Source organism: Pseudomonas sp. ML2-2023-3, from assembly GCF_037055275.1.
Classification (GTDB): domain Bacteria; phylum Pseudomonadota; class Gammaproteobacteria; order Pseudomonadales; family Pseudomonadaceae; genus Aquipseudomonas.
This window is the reverse complement of record NZ_CP146343.1, coordinates 2,951,295-2,973,316: the sequence shown is the minus strand read 5'-3', so window position 1 is coordinate 2,973,316 and position 22,022 is coordinate 2,951,295. Positions and strand designations below refer to the sequence as shown.

Below are 22,022 nucleotides of genomic sequence, written 5' to 3'. Positions count from 1 at the left end.
CATGAGCGAGAAAAACCCCCTGCCCTTCGCCAAAACCCAGTCGCGCTCCATGCTGCTGTTGGTGGTGGCGGTACTGGTCGGTTTGCCACTGGTGTTGCCTTCCGCGACCCTGGCCACTGAAATCCTGATCTTCGCCATGGCAGCTCTGGCCTGCAACCTGCTGCTGGGTTACACCGGGCTGTTGTCGTTCGGCCAAGGGATCTTCTTTGGCGCCGGGGCCTACTGCGCCGCCTTGCTAATGATCCATCTGCACCTGGGGCTGTTCAGTGCCTTGCTGGGCGCTGCACTGGCCGGCGGTTTCCTGGCATTTCTGGTGGGCGCCCTGGCCATTCGGCGCACCGGCATCTATTTCGTCATGCTGACCCTGGCCTTCAGCCAGATGGCGTACTTCCTGACCTACACCCTGAGTGACTGGACCGGCGGCGACAACGGCCTGCTCAACGTGCCCCGGCCTGAAATCCGTATCGGTGACACCGTGCTGATGTCCTTGAGCGACGCACGTTACTTCTACGGTTTTGTCGCGGTGTTGTTCCTGTTGATTTTCATCGGCGCCCGCCGCGTTATCAGCTCGCCTTTTGGCAGCACGCTGATGGCGATCCGCGAAAACGAAACCCGCGCAGCTGCCATTGGTTACGACACCCGGCATTTCAAAATCCTGGTGTTTATGCTCTCGGGCGCCGTCACCGGTATTGCCGGAGCGCTTTACGCCATGCTGCTGCACTTTGTGCCGCTGTCCAATATCGACCTGGCAATGTCGGAAAACATTCTGATCATGACCATCGTCGGCGGTACCGGGTCCTTGTTCGGCTCCTTGCTGGGCGCAGGTTCCATCGTGTTGCTGGGCGAATTCCTGTCTGATCTGTGGCCACGCTGGCTGATGCTGCTGGGGGTCATTTTGATTCTGGTGGTGGTGTTTATGCGCGGCGGCTTGTGGGGCGGATTCTCGAGCCTGTACGAACGAATCAAAGGGCAACGTAAAACCAGCCTGCCCGTGCAGGAGGAGCAGCCATGAGCGCGCCTGAATATCTGCTGCAAACCGACAATCTGGAGCTGGCCTATGGCGCCTTTCGTGCGGTCAACGGCGTCAGCCTCAACGTCGAACAAGGCACCATCCATACCGTGATCGGCCCCAACGGCGCGGGCAAGACCAGCCTGTTCCACTGCCTGACCGGCGAGCGTCAGGCCACCGGCGGGGCAATCCTGTTTGATGGCAAGAACATCATCAAGAAGCCGTCCCACGGCCGCGTTGGCCTGGGCATGGCCCGTTCGTTCCAGCTCACCAGCCTGTTTCAAAACCTCAGTGTTCGGGAAAACCTGCGCCTGGCGGCCCAAGGCCGGGATGGTCTGGCGGCCCTGAATTTCTGGCGCCGTGTGGACAGTCGCCGCGAACACCTGGAGATGGCCGATCAGGTGCTGGAGCGCCTGCAACTGACCCAGCGTGCCGACACCCTGGCCGGTGAGTTGTCCCACGGCCAGCAACGGGTGCTGGAGGTGGGCATGTCGATCTGCTCCAAACCCAAGCTGCTGATGCTCGACGAGCCAACGTCCGGCATGGGCATTGACGATATTCCGATCATGACCCAGTTGATCAGTGACCTGGGGCGCGATCACACGGTGCTGTTGATCGAGCACAACATGAGCATCGTCATGTCCATCAGCCAGCGCATCACCGTGATGAGCCACGGCCAGATCCTGGTCGAAGGCACACCCGAATTCGTTCGCGCCGATGAGCGCGTACGTGTCGCCTATCTGGGAGAAGCCGCCTGATGCTGACCGTCGAGAACATCCACTCCTATTACGACAAAAGCCACGTCCTTGAAGGCGTCTCACTGCAGGTCAACCCAGGGGAACTGGTGACGCTGCTGGGCCGCAACGGCGCGGGTAAAACCACCACCTTGCGCAGCATTCTGGGAATCATTTGCCCGCGTAAAGGCCAGATCCGCTTCAACGGCCAGGACATGGTCGGGCGCAAGATTTTCGAGATCGCCCGCGAAGGACTGGCCCTGGTGCCCGAGCATCGCGGCATCTTCCGCCTGCTCAGCGTCGAGGAAAACCTGCGCATTGCTCAACGCAAAACCAGCCGCTGGCAACTGGAGGATGTGTACACCATGTTCCCGCGCCTCAAGGAGCGGCGCAAAAATGCCGGCCACGCGTTGTCCGGCGGCGAGCAGCAAATGCTCGCCATCGCACGGGCGCTGCTCAATGACCCCAAGCTGCTGATCCTGGATGAACCCACAGAGGGCCTGGCCCCGGTGATTGTGGACGAGCTGGTGAAAAACCTGCGCAAGATCAAGGACGATGGTCTGCCTGTGTTGTTGGTGGAGCAGAACCTGATGGTCTGCGACAAGCTGGCCGACCGTCATTACGTACTGGAGCAAGGCCGCGTGGTGTACGAAGGCAGTGCCGCCGATTTCCGTGCCAACCCGACCATCAAGAACCGTTACCTGGCCCTGAGCGCCTGAAGGGAGATTCGTGTCCATGAACAGTCCAATCCTGTTATCCGACCTTTTCAACAGCAACGCGCCATTGATCAATCGCGATCGCTTGTGGCAATCGCTGATGGACCTGGCGCAACTCGGTGCCACGGTCAAGGGCGGTGTCTGCCGCCTGGCCCTGACCGACCTCGACCGCCAGGCCCGTGACCTGTTTGTGCGCTGGTGCGAAGAAGCCGGCTGCACTGTCACGGTCGATGGGATCGGCAATATTTTTGCCCGTCGCGCCGGTCGCCAGCCGCACCTGCCGCCGGTGATGACCGGCAGCCATATCGACACACAGCCCACGGGCGGCAAGTTCGACGGATGTTATGGCGTCATGGCCGGGCTTGAGGTGATTCGCACCCTCAATGACCTGAAGCTCAGCACCGAGGCCCCCATTGAAGTGGTGGTGTGGACCAACGAAGAAGGTTCGCGCTTCCCGCCGTGCATGATGGGTTCCGGCGTGTTCGCCGGTAAGTTCGACCTCGACGAGACCCTGAGCAAAGAGGACGAGCAAGGCCTGTCGGTGGGTGCCGAGTTGCAGCGCATTGGTTACGCCGGCAGCCGAGCCGTGCTCGGGCATCCGGTGGGGGCCTATTTCGAGGCGCATATCGAGCAAGGTCCGGTACTGGAAGACCGCAACATCACCTTGGGAGTGGTGATGGGATGCCTGGGGCAGAAGTGGTTTGACCTGACCCTGACCGGCGTCGAAGCCCATGCGGGCCCAACACCGATGCATTTGCGCAAGGATGCGCTGGTGGGCGCCGCCCATGTGGTCAGCGCCGTCAACCGTATCGCCCATGAGCATCAGCCCCACGCCTGCGGCACTGTCGGCTGCCTGACCCTGCACCCGGGCTCGCGCAATGTGATTCCTGGCCAGGTGCACATGACCATTGACCTGCGGCATTTGCATAGCGACCGGCTGCAAGCGATGGTCGATGAGGTGCGCGAGGCCATCGAAGTTGCGTGCAGCGAGCATGGGTTGAGTTTCGAGCTGACGCCCACTGCCGATTTCCCGCCGCTGGATTTCAACCCGGCGTGCATCGAAGCCGTGCGCCAGGGTGCGCAACAGCTGGGCCTGAGCCATATGGACATTGTCAGCGGTGCAGGCCACGACGCGATTTTCATCGCTGAACTGGGCCCCGCCGGGATGATCTTCGTACCCTGCGAAGGTGGCATCAGCCATAACGAAATCGAAAATGCCGCGCCTCAGGATCTGGCTGACGGTTGCGCCGTGTTGCTGCGGGCAATGGTCAATGCGGCGCAGGCAGGAGTTACACCATGAGCACCCCTGATATCGGGCAAATGAACGCGGTTGAACTGCTGAGCCGCTTTCGCGACAAGAGCCTGTCGCCGGTAGACGTCACCGAAGATGCCTTGCTGCGTATCGAGCGCTACAACCCGGCGGTCAACGCTTACTGCCACGTGGACCACGAAGGTGCGATGCAGGCTGCCAGGGAATCCGAGCAGCGTTGGTTGAAAGGCCAGCCCTGCGGCGCGCTGGATGGTGTGCCGGCATCGATCAAGGACCTGACCCTGACCCGCGGCATGCCCACGCGCAAGGGTTCGCGCACCACATCGCCCCAGGGACCATGGGAGGTGGATGCACCGTTCACGGCCTTCATGCGCCAGGCTGGCGCCGTGCTGTTGGGCAAAACCACCACACCGGAATTCGGCTGGAAAGGTGTCACCGACAATCCGCTATACGGCATCACCCGCAACCCGTGGGATACCCGCCTGACGGCGGGCGGTTCTTCGGGCGGTGCAGCCGCAGCCGCGTCACTCAACCTGGGGGTATTGCACCAGGGCAGCGACGCGGGCGGTTCGATCCGCATCCCCTGTGCCTTTACCGGCACCTTTGGCATCAAGCCCACTTTTGGTTATGTGCCCCAGTGGCCAGCCAGCTCGATGACGATCCTCTCCCACCTGGGACCGATGACCCGCACGGTGGAAGATGCCGTGCTGATGTTGCAAACCGTGGCCCGGCCGGATGTCCGCGATGGCCTGATCGGCGCACCGCGCAGCCTGCCGTGGCTGCCTGAAGGTGACAGCCTCAAGGGGCTGCGCATCGCCTACAGCCCGGACTTCGGCCATGTGAAGGTCGATCCGCAGGTCGCCAGCGTGGTGGCTCGGGCCGTCGAACGACTGGTGGAACTGGGAGCCCATGTCGATCAGGTTGATCCGGGGTTCAGCGATCCGCTGGATACGTTCAACACCCTGTGGTTTGCGGGGGCTGCACGTCTGGCCGGACAACTCGACAGCGCCCGGCGCGACCTGCTTGACCCGGGTCTGCAACGCATTGCGGCACTGGGTGAACGCATCACCTTGAGCGAGTACAGCGCAGCCCTTGAAGCACGAGCGGCGCTGGTGGCACAGATGGCGGCGTTCCATGAGCGCTACGATGTGCTGGTCTCGCCGATGCTGCCCATCACGGCGTTTGCCGCCGGGCATAACGTACCGCCGGATTCGGCATATACCGAGTGGATGCACTGGACGCCCTTCAGCTACCCCTTCAACCTGACTCAGCAGCCGGCGGCTTCAATCCCTTGCGGGCTTACTGAAAACGGCTTGCCGGTGGGGTTGCAAGTGGTGGCTGCGCGGTTTGCGGATGACCAGGTGCTGCGGGTCTGCCGGGCGTATGAACAACACTTCCCGGCCACACACCCCCTGGTGCCGAAAAACGGCCAGGACTGATCCGGGCAAAACGTTGCCATGCTGCATGAGCCGGCATGGCACGCAGAAGACGTTGAAGCAGAAGGATTGTTTGCTGATAAGTGCGCGTCAGGCCCGATGGCGTTGACGCTGAACTTGAAGATATCCATCACGTGCGGATGGACTCTGGAAAATGGCAGGGGCGGCTGGATTTGAACCAACGCATGGCAGGATCAAAACCTGCTGCCTTACCGCTTGGCGACGCCCCTGTATCTGTAGCGATGAGTGCCTGGCACTCTTTTACTGATGCTTGCAGCCTGTAAATGCCTCCATTCGCTGCGAGCCTGTAAGGGTTCGCTGCAAGAACGGGCGCAAATATACCAACACTCTTTGGATTGGGGAAGCACTTTTTAAATAAATTTATTCAAAAACAGCTACTTAGTGGTATTCGGGGCAAAAACAAGGCCCTTATGGACGTATTCCGGGTCAAAGCGCTAATAATCCGTGACTCCTCGACTGTGGGACCGAGCCCGCTCGCGAAGACCTCACGAGCCCCTCGGCTATCCAGTCAACACCGATCTTCGCAAGCAGGTTCGCTCCCACAGATGTACTGCCAGCATTGCCTTCACACTGGCCGCTGACTTCAGCCTGCCCTTCTGCGAGTCATATGGATCAGCGCCAATCTGTCGCCCTCCGGTGAAGCTCGCTCTTCGATAGCAAAGGGCAAGAACCCCAGCTTTGGATAAAGCAGCAGACCTGCAGTATTACCGTTGAAACACGAGAGCTGTACTTCAGAGGCGTCGTGTCGGTCGAACGCCAGCGCTGTCATCGTTTCCACAATGAAGCTCGCCACACCTTTGCATCTCGCCTGCGGAGCAACGATGACATTGCCGATACAGCAAATCCCGCCTGGATCAGCCCGATAGAAGTTGGCAAAACCAACGACTTTATCTTCGGCTTCGAAAATAGTTGAATCGAGTCGCTGCGCAATAACATCAGCCATTTGTGCTTCAGTCAGTGGGTAGTGCGCCTTCGGGAACATATAAAACAGTTCCTGGGCGCCCTGAGGAAGGCCGCAGACTGTTTTGATGTCATCCGCTTTCACAGGCCGGTAGTGTATTTTCATAGCGCGTCCTTGAGATCCATGAGCCCGGCATTCTAGCTCATCGCCATTTGCCTTGAAGCTCGGCTTGTGATGTTTCGAACTGGCGGAGAAAAAGCCATGACCCAACATGAATGCACTGTCAGCAAGGCCGTCGAGAGCGATCTGGACGGAATTCTAGAGCTCCAGGAAGCTAATCAGGCCGCCCGTGGCGGGTCACTTTCAGCAAGCCTGTCCCGCTCACGTATCGCAGCCATGATGCAAGAGATGCCATTAATCGTTGCCCGGCGCGGCGCGTTTGTAACTGGCTTTTTGATGACCACCAGCCGGACAATGAATGCTGATCTACCCATCGTAAAGCGATGTTCGACGCTTATCACGGCACCCCTGATGCCTATAGCGAGAAGGAACGTGGCAAGGGTTTGGGGTGGACGCACAATCAGCACCCTCTTGAAAAAGCAGATCGCTCCCAGCACCGTGACCAGTGTCCTGCACAGGCACGGACTGATTCAGCCTGCTCAGAATGAGCAAGAGGCCAAGCTGAGATTTGAACACGATGCGCCTAACGATCTGTGGCAGATGGATTTCAAAGGGCACTTCTCAACGCAAGAAGGCCGATGCCATCCCCTGACACTGTTGGACGACCACTCGCGATTCAATTTAGCTATTCAGGCTTGTGATAACGAGCGTGGAGCTACGGTGAAGGACAAGCTGGTTGAGGTATTCCAGCGCTTCGGATTACCCGCTCGTATCAATGTTGATAACGGCCCGCCATGGGGCTCACCGCGCAATCCAGGTGAAATCACCGAGCTGAGTATCTGGCTGATTCGTTTGGGAATCCGGATCAGCTACAGCCGCCCTTACCACCCTCAAACCAATGGAAAGATCGAGCGCTTCCACCGCTCTCTCAAGGCCGAAGTGCTTGATGGACGTCAATTTTCCACGGTCCAGGAGGCTCAATCCGCGTTCGATCGATGGCGGGAGGTTTATAACCTACAACGACCTCATCAAGCGTTGAACTACCAAGTGCCGATGGACCGATATCGCTCCAGCCCGTGGGCTTATCCGCAGCAGTTATCGGAGTTTGAGTACGGGCCGGACGATGTGTTGGCCAAGGTTTATCACAGCCGATTTCGCTTTCAGAAACGCTATTTCAGCATCGCCAAGGGCTTAGTTGGGCAGCACATCGCAATACGGCCCAACCCTGAAAGAGATGGACTCTTTGACGTCTACTTCTGCCATCACTTTCTAAGAACGTTCGACGTGAACAAACCTGACTACGGGGCATAATGTGTCCACCATGACGCTGCGCTGCAGGCGGCATAAAAATTATTATTTATTTGGCTTTTATGTTCAGCGGTTTCAAACCCAACTCAGGGCAGAAATCAGTTTTCGGGGTCGGCCCTATCGGGCGAGTGTCGTGATTAAGCTGAGCCTGGAACAATCTCCACTCACGCGCAATAATGGAGTAAGGGACAAAGATACTTACCCTCTCAGCACCTCTTAAATCGGTCTGAGCAGGTATATCGTGTGGTGTGACCGAGTAGTAACCTTCATTAATACCAACCACACTTCCGTCAACGCCGATGACCGGCCCACCCGACATCCCTTTGATCACTGGGGCATCGTGAATGCCATAAAGATCACCGCTATTTTCTTTTACATTGAGGAAGGGAGTTTGATACACCTTACCCTTGCCTGTTGTGGTCATCATGTAGGGGCTTACCCCCACGGCCGTTATGTCCTCACCCAGACACGGTGCTCGCCATGAAGGGTAGCTGCCGTCTGCTTTGTGCTTGATGAAGGCGAGGTCACAGCCTGTACTGCAGGAGTATGCAATATCGGGCAAGAATGGAGTATGCCGGGTCGTTACGGCGTAATCATCGTTCCACTGCACTGCCGAGGCCGTATATAGAAACGGTGCTGGAAAGCCTGAGAAGACCACAAAGTACGAATCATTATATTCTCCCGACAAATCGGGCTTTACAAAGCCATTGCATCCCACAGCGGAAAGTGCTACTAGTAAAATCACTATTATCTTGATCATTATAAATTATCGGCTCATAGAAATAATACGGTCGAATGTTATTGTCAGTAATTTGATAATGCAGGGTATAGCACCTAATCCTCTATCTTAGTGGTCGCCGTATTACTTATAGTCGAGTTTCTAATAACATGAATTTCTAAATCCAACTGCGGCACGCCAGACAATGTCCAGGCTGGCCTGGATTCCCTTGTGAATGGCCCCTAGTGTCTCGAGCGGTTAGTTCATTAGCTTATTCTTCATCACACTCAGCTTTGCCATATGTACCGAGCTGATGATGGCCGCTGCGGTCTTTGTCCACTTGAACGGCTTGGCTGAATGCTCGTTATGAGCAGTAATGAACTGGCGGATCGCGACTTTCAGATCAGTAACACTGGTGAAGACACCTCGATACAGTGCGCGTCTCTCCAGCTGTGAAAACCAGCCTTCCACCGCGTTTAGCCAGGACGCACTGGTCGGCGTGAAGTGCAGCTTGAAGCGCGGATGTTTTTCCAGCCAGGCCTTGATCGCTGGGGTTTTGTGGGTCGAACTGTTATCCAGGATCACATGGAGATCCAACTCGGCAGGCGTGTTCTTATCAATCTGCCGGAGGAAATCCAGGAACTCCTTGGCCCGGTGCCGCTGGGTAATCCGGCCCATTACTTCACCGGTCATGATGTCGAACGCGGCGTACAAGCTCGCCGTGCCATGGCGCTTGTAATCATGGGTTCGCCGCTCGATCTGCCCAGGCCGAAGTTGCAGCATTGGCTGAGTACGATCCAACGCCTGGATCTGAGTTTTCTCGTCAACCGACAGCACCATGGCGTTGTCCGGAGGGCTCAGGTACAGCCCGACCACATCGATGACCTTCTCAGCGAAGTGCGGATCGTTGCTGATCTTGAATGTCTTCAGTCGGTGCGGCTTGAGATCCGACGCAGCCCATATCTGCCGGACTTGCCAGGTGGTAACGCGAGCGTACTTGGCCATCAACCGGACGCTCCAGTGCGTTGCTTCCTTGGGAACCCGGTGCGTTGTCAGGGTCAGGATTTCTTTGACTTTCTCAGCACCCAGCTTCAAAGGCTGACCGCTACGCGGCAGGTCGTTCAGGCCGTCGATGCCCGACGCAGATAACGCTTTCGCCACTTGAACACGGTCGGTGTCGTGATCAGTAATTGCCCACAGATGGCAATGGGCGTCACCCCTTCATTGAGCAAAAGCAGTATCCGCGCCCGCTGAGCAAGGCTCTGCTCCAGCGTACTCATGCGCAGCCAACCTTGAAGCGTAAGAACGTCGGCGGGCTGTAGTGCAAAGGGAGCAATTGGACGAGGCATGCCTGGAACCATCTCGGGGCGAGGGGTGCACAGTATATCGTGGTACGTTAGAAAATAAACTAACCGCTCACGACACTAGATGCGTGGATATATCCAAGCGGCGGCTTATGGCCGAGGCTGTGTAAAAACGTTTTAGAGCAGGTTTTACGGTCAGAACCAAAACGAAAATCGCGTCCCTACGCAATTTTCAGGTCTGCTGACTAGTGTCTCGAGCGGTTAGTTCATTAGCTTATTCTTCATCACACTCAGCTTTGCCATATGTACCGAGCTGATGTTGGCCGCTGCGGTCTTTGTCCACTTGAACGGCTTGGCTGAATGCTCGTTATGAGCAGTAATGAACTGGCGGATCGTGATTTTCAGATCAGTAGCACTGGTGAAGACACCTCGATACAGTGCGCGTCTCTCCAGCTGTGAAAACCAGCCTTCCACCGCGTTTAGCCAGGACGCACTGGTCGGCGTGAAGTGCAGCTTGAAGCGCGGATGTTTTTCCAGCCAGGCCTTGATCGCTGGGGTTTTGTGGGTCGAACTGTTATCCAGGATCACATGGAGATCCAACTCGGCAGGCGTGTTCTTATCAATCTGCCGGAGGAAATCCAGGAACTCCTTGGCCCGGTGCCGCGGGGTAATCCGGCCCATTACTTCACCGGTCATGATGTCGAACGCGGCGTACAAGCTCGCCGTGCCATGGCGCTTGTAATCATGGGTTCGCCGCTCGATCTGCCCAGGCCGAAGTTGCAGCATTGGCTGAGTACGATCCAGCGCTTGGATCTGAGTTTTCTCGTCAACCGACAGCACCATGGCGTTGTCCGGAGGGCTCAGGTACAGCCCGACCACATCGATGACCTTCTCAGCGAAGTGCGGATCGTTGCTGATCTTGAATGTCTTCAGTCGGTGCGGCTTGAGATCCGACGCAGCCCATATCTGCCGGACTTGCCAGGTGGTAACGCGAGCGTACTTGGCCATCAACCGGACGCTCCAGTGCGTTGCTTCCTTGGGAACCCGGTGCGTTGTCAGGGTCAGGATTTCTTTGACTTTCTCAGCACCCAGCTTCAAAGGCTGACCGCTACGCGGCAGGTCGTTCAGGCCGTCGATGCCCGACGCCAGATAACGCTTTCGCCACTTGAACACGGTCGGTGTCGTGATCAGTAATTGCCCACAGATGGCAATGGGCGTCACCCCTTCATTGAGCAAAAGCAGTATCCGCGCCCGCTGAGCAAGGCTCTGCTCCAGCGTACTCATGCGCAGCCAACCTTGAAGCGTAAGAACGTCGGCGGGCTGCAGTGCAAAGGGAGCAATTGGACGAGGCATGCCTGGAACCATCTCGGGGCGAGGGGTGCACAGTATATCGTTGTACGTTAGAAAATAAACTAACCGCTCACGATACTAGCCAAGCGCTGGCAGATTTTACGTAGTAACGCAGACTTCCAAACGGTGTCTGCGTTTTACACACTCTGGGCCGCTGGCTCCCTGTCACTAAGAGCTGCCTGGGGCTAAAAGCAGCCACCAATCAGTTACAGGCTGTTTTTGGCGGCAGCCAAATAAATATTGTTAATACGAAGCGTTATCATTAAAGTGTGCGACCTTCCGCTGCGTGATCTCTGCTTATGACGAGCATGACCACCGAAGAGCTTGAGCTGGCCTTTCGGGCCCATGCAACAGAGTTGCGCTCTTTTCTTCATCGCCAGTTGCGCAATCCCGAGACCGCTGCCGATTTGGCTCAGGAAACCTACCTGCGCCTGCTCCGTCAACCGCCACGCAAGCCTGTGCTGAATTTACGCGGTTTTATCTTTAAAATTGCCCGAAACCTGGTCATTGACCACGCGCGCAGCAGCCAAACCCGAGAGCACCTCGACGAAGGCATCGCCTACCTTTATGAAGTCACGGGTGAAAGCCCCGAGCTATTCGATGTTGTGGTTGCGCAACAAGATCTAGCGGCAATGGCCCACGCCTTGAACCGTTTACCTGTTCAGTGCCAGCACATATTTACGCTGTGTCGGCTACAAAACCTTCCCCACAAGGAAGTGGCCTCGCAACTGCAGGTATCGATAAGTACGGTGGAAAAACAATTAGCTATTGCGCTCGACTTTCTCAGTCAATGCCTGCAACGATAACGATATGCACGATCAACCCACCCCTCCCCCGTCCGTCACAGAGGTTCAGCGCACAGCCCACGCGTGGGTCATTCGCCTTACCTCTGGCTCCGTACTTCCCTCTGACCGCGCTGCGGCGCGGGCTTGGTGCGAGCTGGCGCCGGATCATCAACAAGCGTTTGTCGAAGCACGGCGTCTGTGGTGTTTAAGTGCCCATCTGGCTGAGCCTCACGCCCCGGCACGGCCGTCGTCACGTCGAATCTGGCAGATGGGTATCGCCGCGTCGTTGGTGCTCGGGCTTGGCCTCGTATGGGCTCAACAAATGGCGTTGGATGCAGACTATTACACCGGCACCGGTGAGCGTCGGCAGGTCGTTCTTGATGATGGTTCTCGCATCGTCCTGAACGCCAACAGCGCCGTAGATGTGAATCTCACGGCCGATGGGCGGCGCATTACCCTGCGCAAAGGAGAAGCTCTTTTCGATGTAAACCCCGACCCGAAACGACCCTTCAGTGTGCAGGCTGGCGCCTTGAACGCGACGGCACTTGGCACGATCTACGCGGTGCGCCGTGAGGGTGAAAACATCGACGTTACGGTTCGCCGTGGACGTGTGGCCGTCACTGAAGGCTCTGACAAAATCACGCTCGGTGTTGGCGAAGCCGTCGGCGCGCATCTCCACGGGCTGGGCGCGAAGCAGAGCGTGGATGTCGACAGGGTACTGGCTTGGGAACAAGGCCGTCTGGTCTTCGAGTTGACGCCGCTTTCGCAGGTGCTTGAGCAGGTCGAACGCTATCGTCCGGGCATCCTGCTGATCAGGGACACGCGCCTGGGCGCACTCAAGGTCAGCGGCACCTTTCAACTCGACCACCTGGATGAAGGCTTAGCGACGCTGGAGAGCGTCTTTCCAATCAAAATCGAGCGCTACACAAACTACCTGCTGGTGGTTTCACCCAAAACGTAACTATTTTTATGGTTGTTGGCGTGTCGTCCGTCCTCCTCCCTAGAACGATAATACTTCGTATTTGGGAGAGTACCGATGCACCATCCGTTACCTGAAGGTTTGCGAATCAAACCGTTGTCAGTCGCTGCGCTAACAATGCTCTGCGGTCTGATGTCCTGCCTGGCGGTTGCCGACTCCCACACTTTCAACATCCCGCAACAACCATTGGCGAGCGCGCTGAATCGACTGGCCGCTCAAAGCGGCTTGCAGGTGATATTCGATGGCACGCTGGTCGTCGGCAAGAGCAGCCCCGGGGTGGTCGGTACCAAAGAGCCAGAGGTCGCACTGGCTGAAGTGTTGAAAGGCAGCGGCTTGACATGGCGCGCGACCGGTGGGAACAGCGTAATGCTGGAAAAACCCCCCGAATCGGGAAGCACTCTGCAATTGGGAGAGACTTCAATCCAGGGCCGGGTGATGGGCGAAGTGACCGAGAACACCGGTTCATACACCACCGGGGCCATGCAGACCGCCACCAAGCTACCCCTGACCTTGCGTGAAACGCCGCAGTCGGTCAGCGTAGTCACGCGCAAGCGCATGGACGACAAGGCCATGACCACCATTAGCGATGTGGTCCAAAGTGCGCCGGGCATTTACCTTAATAACTCTGGCGGAGCCGGGCGGCCCACGTTCAGCGCGCGCGGTTTTGACGTCGACACCATCATGTACGACGGCTTTCCCACTAGCTTCCTCACTTACCTGCCCAGCAGCGAAGCTAACCTGGCCATGTATGATCGGGTGGAGATCGTTCGAGGCGCCACTGGCCTGGCCCAGGGCGCCGGCAGCCCTGCTGGCGCCATCAATCTGATACGCAAACGCCCTCCCCATGAGTTCCAGGCCACACTCACTGGCAGTGCCGGTAGTTGGGACGATTACAGCAGCACGCTGGACATCGGCGGTCCGCTCAATGAAAACGGCACTCTGCGAGCGCGTACCGTGATCTCGCGGCAAGACGCCAACAGTTTCCGTGATTCTGTAGAGAGTGACGCAGATCTGTTCTATGGCGTGGTCGATGCCGACCTGAGCGACAGCACAACACTGACGCTCGGCGCCTACCGCCAGAAGGACCATACCAACTACGTCTGGGGTGGCTTGCCCATGGTCCGAGGTGGTGGGCACCTTGGGCTGTCACGCGACACATTCCTGGGGCATGACTGGGAATACATGGACAACCGCACCATCGGTTATTTCGCGACTCTGGAACATGGCCTAGCCAACGACTGGAAGCTGCGCATGGCCGCCATGCAGTCGACGACCCACACTGATGTGCTGGCCTCATCCATATGGGCATACAACCGTCACTATCTATGGACGCAAGCCATGGAGCAGAAGGAAACCGGTTACGACCTGGCCTTCAGCGGTCCCTTCCAGTTACTGGGCCAGGAACATGACCTGACGGTGGGCGTCAGTAAGCGCCAGCTGGATTATCGTACCGGTAAGCTTTGGGAAGCGTTCATCGACAAGGGCACCGATCTCTTCACCTGGGATCCACGTGGTCATGCCAAGCCCGATATCGTCAAGGGCCCCAACGGCCGTCCCGAGACCACCACCCAGGACAGCTTATATGCCAGTACCCGCCTGCGCTTGACCGAACCGTTGTCGCTGATTCTCGGCGGCCGCCTGGACTGGTATGAATTCGAAAACAGGACAAATCCTGAAAGCAGCTACAAGGTCACGCGCAATCTGACCCGCTATGCCGGCCTGGTCTATGACCTGAACCCCCATTACTCGGTCTATGCCAGCTACACCGATATCTTCAAGCCGCAAACCGAAAAAGGCATCGGCGCAGAAGTGATCGTCCCTATCGTGGGTGAGAACTACGAGGTGGGTATAAAGGGCGAATACTTTGATGGCGCACTCAACGCCAGCGCGGCGATTTTCCAGATCGATCAGAAAAACCGAGCCCTGGAATTACCTGATGTCAAAGGTTGCGGCACCAGCGCCATCAGTGCGTGCTATGAAGCTTCCGGCCTGGTGCGCAGCCGGGGTATTGATCTGGAACTACAGGGTGCCCTGACCGAAAATTGGCAACTGGCCGGTGGGTATACCTACACCCAGACGAAATACGTCAGCGACACCAACGCAACCCTGGAAGGCCAGGATTTCAACCGTAGACTGCCGCGCCAGCTATTCAAACTATCCACCATCTATGCCCTGCCCGGTGACCTGCAACGCTGGCGCATTGGTGGTGATGTCTACCAGCAGAGCCAGATTCGCACCTCAGGTGGCAGCGGTACCACGGCATGGCAAAATCGACAGGGTTCGTACACGGTGGCCGGCCTGGTGGCAGGATATAAGGCTAGCGAGCAACTGGATCTGCAACTCAACGTAAACAACCTCTTCGACCGTACCTACTACGTCAGCATTGCTAACGGAGGCTATGATCCGTACGACATCTACGGCGATCCACGCAATATGAAACTGACTGCCCGCTACAGTTTCTAAGGCGCTGTTTTGCCTTGGCAAGCCAGTGATTAAGTTTTGAAAGGGGGTTCTGTGCCCTGCGCCAGGCTTGTGCGAAGTCTGAAGCCCCGCAAGAATGAAGGTCCGAGCGTGTCGTATCACTCTGAAGTCGATCACGTCCTTGCGCTCATTTAACTTAAAACATCAGCTTACCGTCATGGCAGTAAGTACTGCTTTCACGCGCTACAATTCTCATGGGCCTTGCTCCCGGCTGCGCCGCTTGCCGGACACAAAAAAACCCGCAAAGCGACAATGCTGTTCACTTATGTAAAAGCCGACTTTATTAGAGCGAGCTTGCTCACGATCTTTGGCAATAAAGCACGACCAGTTCTTCACACCGCTGGTCGTGCTTCGTTCTAAAGTAAGGAGCATTGCGCAGTTACGCGGGCTTCAAGGTGCTTCTCTCACGGCAGAAAAGGCCACAACGTGCAGCGAAACGACTTAGAACGCGTAGACCAGTGTGGCCGTAGCGCTTCGTGGGGTGCCATACCATCCACGAGCACCGATCGCGGTGTAATAACGCTTGTCCAGCGCGTTGTTGAGGTTAAGCGAGACGCTGGTTTGTGGCGTGAACGCGTACTGGGCCATCAGATCGACAACACTGTAAGCACCCTGAGTGAATGTCTCCTTGTTAGGCCCGGCGCCTTTGTAATACTCCGTACCTTGCCAGCGCACACCTCCGCCCACTTTCAATTGCGGGAGTGAGTCGAGGCGATAGCTGGTAAACAGCTTCAACGTATCGCGAGGCACTTCGGTCAACAGGCGTTTATCACTCGAGTTTTTTACCTCGGCATAGGTATAGCTGGCCAAGACCTGCCAATCGGGAAGGATCTCCCCGGCCATTTCCATCTCAAACCCGCGGGTTTTTGTGCCCGACTCAGCGCGATAGGCTTGGTTGCCATCCGGCGCCAGTTGAGCGCCATCGGCTACTGCGAGATTGTCTTGGCGCACCTCGAAGACACTGAGAGCAGCAGTCAGACGCTTTTCCCAGAACTCACTCTTGATCCCCAACTCATAGTTCACGCCTTCTTTAGGGTCCAGGTAGATCCCATTGACGTCCTTGTTATTTTGCGGTTTGAAGATAGTGGTGTAGCTGGCATAGGCCGACCAGTTTTCGTCGAAGTCATAGACCAAGCCCAAGTATGGCGTCACGATCCCGGTTTCGCTGCGCGAGGTGCGTTTGATATCGCCTGTCGACAGTTTGGTGGCGACTTCGTCTCGCTTCCAGTCGATCACTCGTGCCCCGGTAATCAGCGACAGGTCATCCGCCAGACTCCAGCGAACCGAAGCGACCAACCCATCCTGTTTTTCATCCAGCGCATCTCTTGACGACTTGGTGTAGATGGCATCCGGTATGGCCAGCGAGCCATCCCATGTGTAGATGTTGTTGATGTCCTGGAAAGACCAGAGCGGATAACCATCGTTGCGGTAATACGACTTGGAGTGACTGACGCCCAGATACAGTTGGTGCTCGCGGGTAAACAGCTCAAAAGGACCGGTAGCCGACAGGTCGAACGTGGTCTGTCGTGGCTCCCCGGACCAACGTCCAGTCCACGTGCCAATACCACTGCCGTCGGGCTTCACGGTGCCGTTGGCCGCAGTGGCAAAGGCGTCGTCGTAGCTGCGCCGACTGTGCTCAGCGTTGAACTTTATATGCCAGCCGTTATCAAGTTCGCGATCAAGGGTGGTGAACAGCGTCTTGGTTCGACGTTTGTGGTAACTCCAGTCCGAGGCCGAGTTGAACGAACGAGACGAGCTGAAGTGACCACCATCGGAAGTGAACATCGGGAAGCCATGGTTGCCAGCCCCTTTGTTGTCCATGTCCTGATACTCCGCCCCGACTGTCAGCATTGTGTCATCGGTGACGTCCCATTCCAGCACCCCGTATCCCACCTGCCGTTTCAGGGTCTGGCGGTCGATGTGACTCCGGCTATCGCTGCTCGACGCGACAAAACGCCCACGAACATTGCCGCTTTCGGACAACTTTCCGGACACGTCCAGTTCGGTGCGGTAACTATCCCAAGAGCCCGCCTTGAGCGTCAGCGTACGTTTTGTTTCTAGCGTCGGTTTTTTGCGAATCAGATTGACGGTGGCACCGGGATCACCGGTCCCCGACATCAACCCCGTGGCGCCACGCACCACCTCGATCCTGTCAAACGTGACCGTGTCAGAAAGGTCGTCGCTAAACCCATAGGTATCAGGTCGATTGACCCCGTCGACCTGAATACTGCCGACTTCAAAGCCTCGTACATAGATGTGATTAGCGTCGCTACCGGCGGGCCCCATGCTCTCGACGACCACGCCAGGGGTCTGCTCAAGTACCTGGGTAACATCGTTCAGGTTCAGATCTTCAATCAACTCGCGCGTTATTACACTGATCGACTGCGGCGTCTCGCGTGCCGACAGGCGTAGACCGGTTGCGGTGTTGGCCGAGCCCGTGGTGTAGCTGCCCGTCTCCTCAGTGGTGGCGCCGAGGCCCACGCTGGAGACAGTCGTTGCAGCCAACTCCATCGAACTGGATGGGGTAGACCGGGTCAGCCTGTAGCGCTTGTCACCCACTTGCTGAAACTTCAGACCACTGCCTTGCAGCAATAGAGCGAGGCCCTGCTCCGGCTCGTAATGCCCCTGCAACCCAGCAGTGAGCAAGCCAGCAGTTTCTTCGCTGCTGAAGCGGACGCTCACTGCGCTCGTGCTGGCGAACGTATTAATGGCGTTGGTTAGAGACCCCGCCGAAATGGTGTAACTGACCGGCGCGGCCCACACAGCGCTATTGGCCAATAACGAACCAGAAAAACTAAACGCCAACGCGGCCCTGCGAAGACTTAAGGGGGGGCAAGAGAAACAAGCGGACATCCATCGGCTCCTGTTAGTGATGATTATGTGATCCACAGGCAGGAGACGAATTGCTAATGGGAATCTTTTACAAAAACTTGTCGAGATACTCAACCCAATCGCTGTTGAAGCCATCAAACGTCCGTCGCGGTCGCTTGGCCAACACCAACGCAACCGGAGAGTATGTAAAAAGGGTCACTAACCGGAACCAGACCAAAACCGCCCCGCTAAGGCCGATTCAACAACCCATGGGGCAACTCAACGTGTGCAACGAGCCCGCCGCCACAACGGTTTCTCAATAGCAACTCTCCGCCGTGCTGGCGTGCCATGGCCCTAGCCGAGGACAGGCCCAGGCCAACGCCACCGGAGTTACGGTTACGAGAGGGTTCAAGTCGGACGAATGGGGCGAAAACGTTTTCCAGCTCCGATTCAGGAATCCCTGGCCCTTTATCGCTCACCTCGATGCGGACCGAGCACGTGTCACTGCTCAATTGTATGCACGGCAGCTGCGCATACTTCACGGCATTTTCCAGCAAATTCGCAGTGATCCTTTTAATGCCTACCGGGCGGCCGAAAAACACCAGATGGGGCGGGCCTGCAAAATCGACGACGATACCCTGATCACTGTAATCATCGATCACGGTTTGCAGCAGCTCTGAGAGATCAAAACTGGTGGCTTGTTCCTGTAGTGCCTCGTCGCGAAAAAAACCCAGGGCAGAGTTGATCATCGATTGCATTTCATCAGTGTCACGGATCAGCTTGCGCTGCTGCTCAATGTCTTCAATAAACTCGCAACGAAGCCGCACACGCGTGAGAGGCGCGCGCAGATCGTGCGAGATCGACGCTAGCATGTGCGTGCGTTCGGCGATGAACTGCTGAATTTTCGCTTGCATGGTGTTGTAAGCAATAATCGCTTGGCGAATTTCATACGGCCCTTCGATATCAATGGGAGGAGCGTGCAGGTCCCCACCAAAGCGTTGTGCAGCGCTGGTGAAGCGTTGCAATGGGTTAGCCAGTTGGCGTGTGGCGAACCAGGCGACCAACCAAGTCGCAACCAGGCCGAGGGCAATGACGATGGCAAAACGCAACGCAGCACTCACCCCCCAACTGCGTTGCGGTGGCGTAAACGACAACCAGCTATCGTCGCTCAGTTGTACCAACATGACATAGCGAGCTTGCGGGCTATCCGCGGGCCAATTGGCGGGCTGCAAGACTTCAATTTTGTGATGTGTCTCCCCCAGTAACTCACGCAAAACCGGCGCACTATCAGGGCCTAACAAGGTACCAGACAGAGGCAGTTCGAAGCCGCTTCGGCGCTCGCGCCATTGCACCTCAAGTGTCGGATTGCTCGCTGCGCCCGCCAACTGCGCACGCATTGCCGGGGGTGCCGCCTGGATGACTCGCGTAGTAGCAGCGACCTGGTCCAGCAACCCGATTTGATCCACCGGGGGTTTGGCCCAGACCCCGGCGACCTGAACAAACAGGGCATAGAGTACGAGCGAGGACAGCATCGCCGCGACTATGGTCAATGCAATCCGGCGTCGAAGAGTATCTATGTGCGGAATCAGACGGATCACGTCCGCGTCACCTTGGCGTTGAACATATACCCACCATTGCGCACGGTACGAATCAGATCTGGACGTTTGCTGTCTGGCTCTATTTTTCGTCGCAGGCGGCTGACCTGCACGTCGATGCTTCGATCAAAGGCTTCATGATTCTGCCCACGCGTCAGATCGATCAATTGCTCACGCGTAAGGATACGTTCAGGGTGCTCAAGAAAGACCACCAGTAGATCGAATTCACCGCCAGAGAGCGGAATCATTACATCTGCGGACGAACGCAATTCGCGGCGCGTAACGTCCAGATGCCAGCCAGCGAAACGGATAACCAGCCGTGCGTCTTCGATACGCGGGTGTACAGGATCATTGGCGCGACGCAGCACCGCGCGTAACCGGGCAAGTAACTCTCTAGGGTCGAAAGGCTTGGTCAAGTAATCATCGGCACCCAACTCCAGGCCGACAATACGATCACTCAATTCCCCCATAGCAGTCAGCATTACCACCGGAATACGAGTATTGAGCCTCAACTTCTGACAGAGGCTTAAACCACCCTCACCCGCAAGCATCAGATCGAGAATGATGAGGTCCGGACGCTTGCGGTCGATTGCCGCCCACATTGCCTTGCCATCGGTGGCCAGTTCCACTTCATAGGCATGCATGAGAAAGAACTTCTCTAGCAGCAATAGGATTTCCACATCGTCGTCGACGATCAGTAACCTGCTCACATTCAGTGATCCATGGTGCAAAAAGGAAGGTATCTAAAACTATTCTGGCGTGACGGTCATTTATTTCAATCGTGAAACATTTCTGCTTTGCAGACATAAATCAGACATCTTCAGGAAAAAACACTCAGGCAAGCTGCGCGCAATCTATTCCGGAGCGCCCTCCATGCAGACATTGAGCAGCAAAGACACATGCACCGACGCTTTAATCCTGAAGCAGCTCACCAGCAAGGTCTGGAACAACGATCCAGTACTTTTTCAAGAGTCGCGCATGACACTTTCAAGCGATCGTGAACGTATCGTCCTGATCCGTTACATCGAGCACTACAGTCCCGGAAGCGGCCAATGGGTGGAATACTCCTACTCCGTGCCAGTCTGCGAGTTCACTCAATGGATCATGGCTAATGGCGAACTGAACATCGAGGACTCAGAGAGCCGCTCGGGCAACTGAGCGCTGCAAGTACCATTAATTTAAAATCGATTCAGGAACGCACAAAATGGGAAGAAGTATCTCGCTACCGCTATTGGCGACCCTATCCATTTCACTCACTGCTTGTACCAGTCAAACCATCAGACCCGAAGAGTATTCGGGCTTCTTGCATGACTACAGCCAACTGACGGAAAAAAAGCTTCCATCCGGAAAAAAGGTGCTGACTTGGGCGAGTCCGACACTGCATACCCACCATTACACCCGTGTGTATATCGAGCCGAGTCTTTTCTATCCAGAAATGCTACCGACCGAACGCGCTCCGCAGTCAACGCTTTCGGCCGTAACCCATTACTACGATACCGCCCTAAAACACGAACTGGGCAAAGTCATGACTGTCGTCGAAACCCCTGGCCCCGACACTCTAACCATCAGGTCCTCCATCATCTCTATCGCGGCCAGGACGCAGAGCTTGCGATTTTATGAGTGGCTTCCCGTAACACTGCTTGCTGCCGGCGTCAGCACTGCTACCGGCATCCGCGACCAGGACAGTGAAATCACCACCGAAGTGGCTGTTCTGGATGCCGTCGACCAAGACGTTGTGGCGCAAATAGTGCGCAAAGAAACTGGCCGGCCACTGGAAAATGATAAGCAGGTCATGACTCTGGATGATTTCAAACCGGTGCTCGATGGCTGGGCCCTCGATATGCGGCAGGCATATTCATCCGGCGGGAAATAAGTACTCGTACGTTGGCGTGCAACAATGCATGTCTCTTCAAGTATGGCCAGCGTATTCAGGTCCTTGCGCGTCTTGAAACCTACCGCTGACATGTAGTCTTCCTGTGGCTTCTCCAGCAGTTCGGGCTGCTTTATCACGTCAACATCCAGCGCGTGCCTCATGCCATGTAGTTGGTCCGGTCAGTGATCTGGATCAGACCGCCCCCTTGCTACTTGGAGGCGTCGCACGCCCATGGTGTTATCTGTTTTGCGGCCTGGGTATGAGGTTTGAGCGGCCGCAGGGAGGAGTCGACATCAGCAAAGGCGGGCTTGGTGGAGGAAATGAACTGCCCAATAATTTCCTTGACCACGACGCCGGATCTATTGGCTTTTTCACTTAGCCCGGGAACTGACATTTGAATGTAAAAACGCGACTCCAAGCCTGGACGCTCGCCTTGCCATCGAACGTCTGGCTTTCCTGATAAACTATGGCGCCTTACTGCCTGATCCGAACCTGCGCGCTGTAAGCGACAGAGCCGTTTTTGTGCTTGCGAGCAGTTATAGAACCCTTTTATGCTGAGCCCTTGATTGAGGTTGCTGCACTTTAGCGACAAGCCGTCAAAATCGAGCTTA

The 22,022-nt window shown here is 56.6% G+C and carries 17 protein-coding genes, 1 tRNA gene and 2 pseudogenes; 12 read left to right on the top strand and 8 right to left on the bottom strand.

From position 1 onward, the window contains the following. Nucleotide 1 precedes the first annotated feature (1 nt). From V6P94_RS13735 to V6P94_RS13715, 5 genes are read left to right on the top strand one after another with little or no spacing between them, the layout of a single operon-like run. The gene (locus tag V6P94_RS13735) at nucleotides 2-1,012 is read left to right on the top strand and encodes a branched-chain amino acid ABC transporter permease (RefSeq protein ID WP_338647054.1); all 1,011 of its coding nucleotides are present in this window, start codon (nucleotides 2-4) and stop codon (nucleotides 1,010-1,012) included. Next, entirely contained in the window at nucleotides 1,009-1,767 is a 759-nt protein-coding gene (locus tag V6P94_RS13730) for an ABC transporter ATP-binding protein (protein WP_133077412.1), read from the top strand. Before V6P94_RS13735 ends, V6P94_RS13730 begins: the two co-directional genes overlap by 4 nt. Further along, nucleotides 1,767-2,462, top strand: coding sequence for an ABC transporter ATP-binding protein (locus V6P94_RS13725; protein ID WP_338647050.1), 696 nt, complete (start codon nucleotides 1,767-1,769; stop codon nucleotides 2,460-2,462). The genes V6P94_RS13730 and V6P94_RS13725 overlap by 1 nt, the downstream gene beginning before the upstream one ends. A gap of 16 nt (nucleotides 2,463-2,478) precedes the next feature. Further along, a complete protein-coding gene (locus V6P94_RS13720; protein ID WP_338647048.1) occupies nucleotides 2,479-3,759 on the top strand; it encodes a Zn-dependent hydrolase in 1,281 nt (426 codons plus the stop codon). Beyond that, nucleotides 3,756-5,168, top strand: coding sequence for an amidase (locus V6P94_RS13715; RefSeq protein ID WP_338647046.1), 1,413 nt, complete (start codon nucleotides 3,756-3,758; stop codon nucleotides 5,166-5,168). The genes V6P94_RS13720 and V6P94_RS13715 overlap by 4 nt, the downstream gene beginning before the upstream one ends. 152 nt (nucleotides 5,169-5,320) lie before the next feature. Here the strand turns inward: V6P94_RS13715 and V6P94_RS13710 are convergent. Both V6P94_RS13710 and V6P94_RS13705 read right to left on the bottom strand, forming a co-directional pair. Next, nucleotides 5,321-5,395, bottom strand: a tRNA-Gln gene (locus V6P94_RS13710). 374 nt (nucleotides 5,396-5,769) lie between these two features. Next, nucleotides 5,770-6,252 (bottom strand): GNAT family N-acetyltransferase, encoded by a 483-nt coding sequence (locus tag V6P94_RS13705; protein ID WP_338647044.1) that lies wholly within the window; start codon nucleotides 6,250-6,252, stop codon nucleotides 5,770-5,772. 96 nt (nucleotides 6,253-6,348) lie between these two features. On the opposite strand from V6P94_RS13705, the gene V6P94_RS13700 reads away from it, so the two are divergent. Then, a complete protein-coding gene (locus V6P94_RS13700; RefSeq protein WP_405046675.1) occupies nucleotides 6,349-7,518 on the top strand; it encodes an integrase core domain-containing protein in 1,170 nt (389 codons plus the stop codon). Nucleotides 7,519-7,564: 46 nt separating this feature from the next. On the opposite strand, the gene V6P94_RS13695 is transcribed toward V6P94_RS13700, so the two are convergent. From V6P94_RS13695 to V6P94_RS13685, 3 genes and pseudogenes are all read right to left on the bottom strand, one after another. Beyond that, nucleotides 7,565-8,275: a serine protease gene (locus tag V6P94_RS13695; RefSeq protein ID WP_338647042.1), complete on the bottom strand. Its 711-nt coding sequence runs from the start codon at nucleotides 8,273-8,275 to the stop codon at nucleotides 7,565-7,567. 216 nt (nucleotides 8,276-8,491) lie between these two features. Beyond that, nucleotides 8,492-9,582: pseudogene (locus V6P94_RS13690) on the bottom strand (IS630 family transposase). Nucleotides 9,583-9,798: 216 nt separating this feature from the next. After that, nucleotides 9,799-10,890, bottom strand: a complete 1,092-nt coding sequence (locus tag V6P94_RS13685; RefSeq protein WP_338647039.1) for an IS630 family transposase — start codon at nucleotides 10,888-10,890, stop codon at nucleotides 9,799-9,801. Between the two features lie 305 nt (nucleotides 10,891-11,195). Here V6P94_RS13685 and V6P94_RS13680 point away from each other — a divergent pair, with 305 nt between their 5' ends. The 4 genes and pseudogenes from V6P94_RS13680 (at nucleotide 11,196) to V6P94_RS13665 (ending at nucleotide 15,114) form a co-directional block, all read left to right on the top strand. Then, nucleotides 11,196-11,693 carry an RNA polymerase sigma factor gene (locus V6P94_RS13680; protein WP_235428620.1) on the top strand — a complete coding sequence of 166 codons (498 nt, stop codon included), beginning with the start codon at nucleotides 11,196-11,198 and terminating at the stop codon, nucleotides 11,691-11,693. A gap of 4 nt (nucleotides 11,694-11,697) precedes the next feature. Then, nucleotides 11,698-11,859 (top strand): annotated as a pseudogene (locus V6P94_RS13675) (FecR/PupR family sigma factor regulator); the annotation flags it as partial. Between the two features lie 81 nt (nucleotides 11,860-11,940). After that, complete coding sequence (locus V6P94_RS13670) at nucleotides 11,941-12,633, top strand: FecR family protein (protein ID WP_048352090.1); 693 nt, start codon at nucleotides 11,941-11,943, stop codon at nucleotides 12,631-12,633. A 75-nt stretch (nucleotides 12,634-12,708) separates the two neighbouring features. Further along, complete coding sequence (locus V6P94_RS13665) at nucleotides 12,709-15,114, top strand: TonB-dependent siderophore receptor (RefSeq protein ID WP_338647035.1); 2,406 nt, start codon at nucleotides 12,709-12,711, stop codon at nucleotides 15,112-15,114. 459 nt (nucleotides 15,115-15,573) lie between these two features. On the opposite strand, the gene V6P94_RS13660 is transcribed toward V6P94_RS13665, so the two are convergent. The 3 genes from V6P94_RS13660 to V6P94_RS13650 form a co-directional block, all read right to left on the bottom strand. Further along, the gene (locus V6P94_RS13660; RefSeq protein ID WP_338647032.1) at nucleotides 15,574-17,985 is read right to left on the bottom strand and encodes a TonB-dependent siderophore receptor; all 2,412 of its coding nucleotides are present in this window, start codon (nucleotides 17,983-17,985) and stop codon (nucleotides 15,574-15,576) included. A gap of 206 nt (nucleotides 17,986-18,191) precedes the next feature. Continuing rightward, nucleotides 18,192-19,541 (bottom strand): ATP-binding protein, encoded by a 1,350-nt coding sequence (locus V6P94_RS13655; protein WP_338647030.1) that lies wholly within the window; start codon nucleotides 19,539-19,541, stop codon nucleotides 18,192-18,194. Then, entirely contained in the window at nucleotides 19,538-20,248 is a 711-nt protein-coding gene (locus tag V6P94_RS13650; protein WP_326426340.1) for a response regulator, read from the bottom strand. The genes V6P94_RS13655 and V6P94_RS13650 overlap by 4 nt, the downstream gene beginning before the upstream one ends. Nucleotides 20,249-20,516: 268 nt before the next feature. On the opposite strand from V6P94_RS13650, the gene V6P94_RS13645 reads away from it, so the two are divergent. Further along, nucleotides 20,517-20,696 carry a hypothetical protein gene (locus V6P94_RS13645; protein WP_338647027.1) on the top strand — a complete coding sequence of 60 codons (180 nt, stop codon included), beginning with the start codon at nucleotides 20,517-20,519 and terminating at the stop codon, nucleotides 20,694-20,696. A gap of 46 nt (nucleotides 20,697-20,742) precedes the next feature. Further along, nucleotides 20,743-21,411, top strand: a complete 669-nt coding sequence (locus V6P94_RS13640) for a DUF3313 domain-containing protein (RefSeq protein WP_338647024.1) — start codon at nucleotides 20,743-20,745, stop codon at nucleotides 21,409-21,411. The last annotated feature ends 611 nt before the right edge of the window (nucleotides 21,412-22,022 follow it).

Bases quoted from the DNA above. Each gene is read 5' to 3' on its own strand.
- V6P94_RS13735 (WP_338647054.1), top strand. From the start codon at position 2: ATGAGCGAGAAAAACCCCCTGCCCTTCGCCAAAACCCAGTCGCGCTCC.
- V6P94_RS13730 (WP_133077412.1), top strand. From the start codon at position 1,009: ATGAGCGCGCCTGAATATCTGCTGCAAACCGACAATCTGGAGCTGGCC.
- V6P94_RS13725 (WP_338647050.1), top strand. From the start codon at position 1,767: ATGCTGACCGTCGAGAACATCCACTCCTATTACGACAAAAGCCACGTC.
- V6P94_RS13720 (WP_338647048.1), top strand. From the start codon at position 2,479: ATGAACAGTCCAATCCTGTTATCCGACCTTTTCAACAGCAACGCGCCA.
- V6P94_RS13715 (WP_338647046.1), top strand. From the start codon at position 3,756: ATGAGCACCCCTGATATCGGGCAAATGAACGCGGTTGAACTGCTGAGC.
- V6P94_RS13705 (WP_338647044.1), bottom strand. From the start codon at position 6,252: ATGAAAATACACTACCGGCCTGTGAAAGCGGATGACATCAAAACAGTC.
- V6P94_RS13700 (WP_405046675.1), top strand. From the start codon at position 6,349: ATGACCCAACATGAATGCACTGTCAGCAAGGCCGTCGAGAGCGATCTG.
- V6P94_RS13695 (WP_338647042.1), bottom strand. From the start codon at position 8,275: ATGATCAAGATAATAGTGATTTTACTAGTAGCACTTTCCGCTGTGGGA.
- V6P94_RS13685 (WP_338647039.1), bottom strand. From the start codon at position 10,890: ATGCCTCGTCCAATTGCTCCCTTTGCACTGCAGCCCGCCGACGTTCTT.
- V6P94_RS13680 (WP_235428620.1), top strand. From the start codon at position 11,196: ATGACCACCGAAGAGCTTGAGCTGGCCTTTCGGGCCCATGCAACAGAG.
- V6P94_RS13670 (WP_048352090.1), top strand. From the start codon at position 11,941: ATGGGTATCGCCGCGTCGTTGGTGCTCGGGCTTGGCCTCGTATGGGCT.
- V6P94_RS13665 (WP_338647035.1), top strand. From the start codon at position 12,709: ATGCACCATCCGTTACCTGAAGGTTTGCGAATCAAACCGTTGTCAGTC.
- V6P94_RS13660 (WP_338647032.1), bottom strand. From the start codon at position 17,985: ATGTCCGCTTGTTTCTCTTGCCCCCCCTTAAGTCTTCGCAGGGCCGCG.
- V6P94_RS13645 (WP_338647027.1), top strand. From the start codon at position 20,517: ATGACACTTTCAAGCGATCGTGAACGTATCGTCCTGATCCGTTACATC.
- V6P94_RS13640 (WP_338647024.1), top strand. From the start codon at position 20,743: ATGGGAAGAAGTATCTCGCTACCGCTATTGGCGACCCTATCCATTTCA.